This is a genomic window from Thermus sp. (genome assembly GCF_056332225.1).
Map to the genome: position 1 here is coordinate 12,172 of NZ_JBWGQW010000036.1, position 3,446 is coordinate 15,617.

The following is a 3,446-nucleotide window of genomic DNA, read 5'->3' on the forward strand; positions in this document are numbered from 1 at the left end:
CTGCCCCTCTTTCCGGGGCCTGGGGAAAGGGAGCACCTCCTCGTGCTCGCCCCCCATCCCGACGATGAGGTGTTGGCGGCAGGGGGGCTTATGCGCCGGGTTTGGGAGAAAGGAGGAAGGGTGAGCGTGGTCTACCTCACCTCGGGGGACGCCTTTGACCTGGCGGCGGGGAGCCCCCTGCCTTCCCAGGAGGCCATGCGCCGCCTGGCCCTGAGGCGGATGGTGGAGGCCTGGCGGGGCCTCGAGGCCTTAGGCCTTCCCCGGGAGAGCGCCCATTTTCTGGGCTTCCCGGACCAGGGCCTCTTCGCCCTCTTCACCACCCACTACTACCTCCCCTACGAGAGCCCCTACACGGGCCTCAAGGCCGTGGCCTACCCGGGGTGCTACCGCCTTGGGCTTCCCTACACGGGGAAGGCGCTGGAGGCCACCTTGGTGGAGCTTCTGGAGCGCCTTAGGCCCACCTGGATCCTCCTGCCAAGCCCCTTAGACGCCCACCGGGACCACCAGGCCACGGCCTACTTCGGCATGCAAGCGGCGGCCTTTTTGGGCCTCGAGGGCCGCCTGGAGTACTACCTCATCCACGGGGGCTACCAGTACCCCCTGCCCAAGGGCCTCCACCCCAAGCTTCCCCTCTACCCCCCGCCCAGGGGGAGGGGGCTTCCGTGGCGGCGCTTTCCCCTCACCCAGGAAGAGGTGCGCCTCAAGGAAAAGGCCATCCGCGCCCACAAAAGCCAGATGCGGCTTCTCTCGCGCTTCCTCCTCGCCTTCGTCCGCCGCAACGAGCTTTTCAGCCCCCTTCCCGTTCCCGCTAAGGAGGCCTTAGCCGCGGAGGAGGAGGGGTGGGCCGCCCTCGAGGGGCGGGAGGTCCTCTAGGCTTTCCAGGCCGAAGACCTCCAGGAAGCGCTCCGTGGTGCCGTAGAGCTTGGGGCGGCCGGGAGCCTCCTTCTCTCCCACCACCCGGATGAGCCCCCGTTCCAGGAGGCTTTCCAGGATCCCTTCGGCGCTTTTGCCCCGCATGGCCTCAAGCTCCGCCCGGGTCACGGGCTGGTGGTAGGCGATGAGGGCCAGGACCTCGAGGGCCGCCCGGGAGAGCCTGGGCGGGGAGGGTTTGAGGACGCGCTCCACCGCATCCAAGGCCTGGGGGTGGACCACGAGCCGCCACCCCCCCGCCACCCGCTCCAGGGCCACGCCCAGGTGGCCGGCCTCGAGGTCCTTCTCCAGGGCCTTGAGGGCGCGGAGGATGGCTTCCTCGGGGTGGCCTAGGGCCCTAAGCTCCTTGAGGGCCACGGGCCTCCCCGCGGCGAAGAGGACGGCGAGGAGGAGGGTTTTGAGGCTCGGGGCTTCCTCCATGGCCTACCGGAGGTAGGCGAGAAGGGCCTCCTTGGGGACCGCCCCTTCCCGCAGGACCTCCCCCGTGCGCAGGTCCACCACGCTGGAGGCCAGCCCTCCCGCCTCCCCCGGGAAGACGAAGTCCACGGCGAAGGCCCGGGCCTCGGCCTCGCTTCTCACCGGGGGCTCGCCGCTTTGGTTTAGGCTCGTGGCGGCGGCGTGCCCCCCCACGCGGCGGAGGAGCTCCCGCAGGAGGGCGTGATCCGGCATCCTGAGGCCCACGGAGCCGTCCTTGCTGATCCAGGGGGGGATGCCCTTCCCCGGGACCACCACGGTGAGCCCCCCGGGCCAGAAGGCCTCCGCCAGGCGCAAGAACTTCTCCTCCAAGGGCTCGAGGTCGGCAAGCCTCAGGGCGCTTTCCAGGTCCGCCACCAGCACCTGGAGGGGCTTCTCCTCGGGCCTACCCTTGACCTCGTAGATCCTTTTGCAGGCGGCCTCGTCCTCCATGAGGGCGAGCACTCCCCAGACCGTGTCCGTGGGAAAGGCCACCAAGCCCCCTCCCTTGAGGGTCTCCGCCGCTTTGCCCAAGGCCTCCTGGTATACTGCTTCCATGCCGGTCTATCAGTATAAGGCCCGGGACCGCCAGGGCCGTCTGGTGGAGGCCACCATTGAGGCCGAGGACCTCCGCACCGCCGCGAGGCTCCTCCGCGACCGGGGCCTCTTCGTGGCCGAGATCAAGGAGCCTGGGCGGGGCCTGAGGGCCGAGGTGCGCCTCCCCGCTTTGGAGCGGGGCCCGGGCCTCAAGGACCTCACCATCTTTTCCCGGCAGCTTGCCACCATGCTGGGGGCGGGCCTCACCTTCCTCCAGTCCCTGGCCATCCTGGAGCGGCAAACCGAGAACAAGAAGTTCCGGGAGATCCTCAAGCAGGTGCGCGCCGACATAGAAGGGGGCACGGCCTTCTCCGACGCCCTCGCCAAGCACAAGCTTTTCTCCCGCCTCTACGTGAACCTGGTGCGGGCGGGGGAGACCTCGGGCGGCCTGGACGCCATCCTGGACCGCCTGGCGAGCTTCCTGGAGAAGGAGCTGGAGCTCAGGGGCAAGATCCAGAGCGCCATGACCTACCCGGTCATCGTCTTCGTCTTCGCCGTGGGCGTGGCCTACTTCCTCCTCACGGGCATCGTGCCCCAGTTCGCCCAGATCCTCACCGACTTGGGCTCGGAGCTCCCCCTCCTCACCCGCTTCCTCATCGCCCTCTCCAACTTCTTGCGGGCGGCCACCCTGCTCCTTCTCCCCCTCGCCGTGGGCCTCTTCTTCGCCTACCGCTGGTACTACGGCACCCCCCAGGGGCGGAAGGTCATTGACCGCATCAAGCTCAGGATGCCGGTGTTCGGCAACCTCAACCGCAAGACCGCCGTGGCCCGCTTCTCCCGCACCCTGGCCCTCCTCCTCTCTAGCGGCGTGAACATCGTGGAGTCCTTGGACATCACCAAGGGGACGGCGGGCAACAGCGTGGTGGAGGAGATCGTGGAGCAGGCCAAGCTGAAGATCCAGCAGGGCGACCCCTTGAACCTCACCCTGGCCCAGCACCCCTTCGTCTTTCCCCCCATGGTGAGCTCCATGGTGGCCATCGGCGAGGAGACGGGGGCCTTGGACACCATGCTCAACAAGATCGCCGACTTCTACGAGCGGGAGGTGGACGAGGCGGTGGCGAGCCTCACCGCGGCCATTGAGCCCCTCATGATCATCTTCCTGGGCGTCATCGTGGGGATGATCGTGGCCGGGATGTTCCTGCCCCTCTTCAAGATCATCGGGAGCCTCTCCGCGCAATAAGGGCCTCCGCCACCTCCGGGGGGACCGGCATCACGGAAAGCCGGTTTCCCCTCTTTACCAGGGGGTGGTCCTTGGGAAAGAGGGCCTTGAGCTCTTGGAGGGGAAGGAGGGGCCACTTCTCCACGAAGGCCACCTCCACCGTGTACCAGCGGGGCTTCTCCGGGGTGGCCTTGGGGTCGTGGTAGGGGCTTTCCGGGTCAAACTGGCTGGGGTCGGGGAGGAGGGTCCGCACCACCTGGCAGAGCCCGGCGATCCCCGGGGGGGTGGCGCTGGAGTGGTAGAAGAA

Annotated in this window: 5 protein-coding genes; 2 read left to right on the plus strand and 3 right to left on the minus strand. The window is 68.3% G+C overall.

Annotated elements, in window-relative coordinates:
- On the plus strand, positions 1–873 hold an 873-nt coding region (locus AC01Y6_RS07465), incomplete at its 5' end, for a PIG-L deacetylase family protein (protein ID WP_476670947.1).
- Here AC01Y6_RS07465 and scpB read toward each other — a convergent pair.
- Together scpB and AC01Y6_RS07475 are read right to left on the minus strand one after the other, a co-directional pair.
- Positions 820–1,350 carry an SMC-Scp complex subunit ScpB gene (gene scpB / locus AC01Y6_RS07470; RefSeq protein ID WP_476670948.1) on the minus strand — a complete coding sequence of 177 codons (531 nt, stop codon included), beginning with the start codon at positions 1,348–1,350 and terminating at the stop codon, positions 820–822. The two genes, AC01Y6_RS07465 and scpB, sit on opposite strands and share 54 nt — an antisense overlap.
- Positions 1,351–1,353: 3 nt before the next feature.
- Entirely contained in the window at positions 1,354–1,941 is a 588-nt protein-coding gene (locus tag AC01Y6_RS07475; RefSeq protein WP_347240582.1) for an L-threonylcarbamoyladenylate synthase, read from the minus strand.
- On the opposite strand from AC01Y6_RS07475, the gene pilC reads away from it, so the two are divergent.
- Entirely contained in the window at positions 1,940–3,160 is a 1,221-nt protein-coding gene (gene pilC, locus AC01Y6_RS07480) for a type IV pilus assembly protein PilC (RefSeq protein WP_347240581.1), read from the plus strand. The genes AC01Y6_RS07475 and pilC overlap by 2 nt on opposite strands.
- Here pilC and AC01Y6_RS07485 read toward each other — a convergent pair.
- Positions 3,135–3,446 (minus strand): EVE domain-containing protein (locus AC01Y6_RS07485; protein WP_476670950.1); only part of this gene is annotated, 312 nt, incomplete at its 5' end. The two genes, pilC and AC01Y6_RS07485, sit on opposite strands and share 26 nt — an antisense overlap.

Excerpts from the sequence above, each read along its gene's own strand:
- pilC (WP_347240581.1), top strand. The coding sequence starts at position 1,940 with ATGCCGGTCTATCAGTATAAGGCCCGGGACCGCCAGGGCCGTCTGGTG.
- AC01Y6_RS07475 (WP_347240582.1), bottom strand. The coding sequence starts at position 1,941 with ATGGAAGCAGTATACCAGGAGGCCTTGGGCAAAGCGGCGGAGACCCTC.
- scpB (WP_476670948.1), bottom strand. The coding sequence starts at position 1,350 with ATGGAGGAAGCCCCGAGCCTCAAAACCCTCCTCCTCGCCGTCCTCTTC.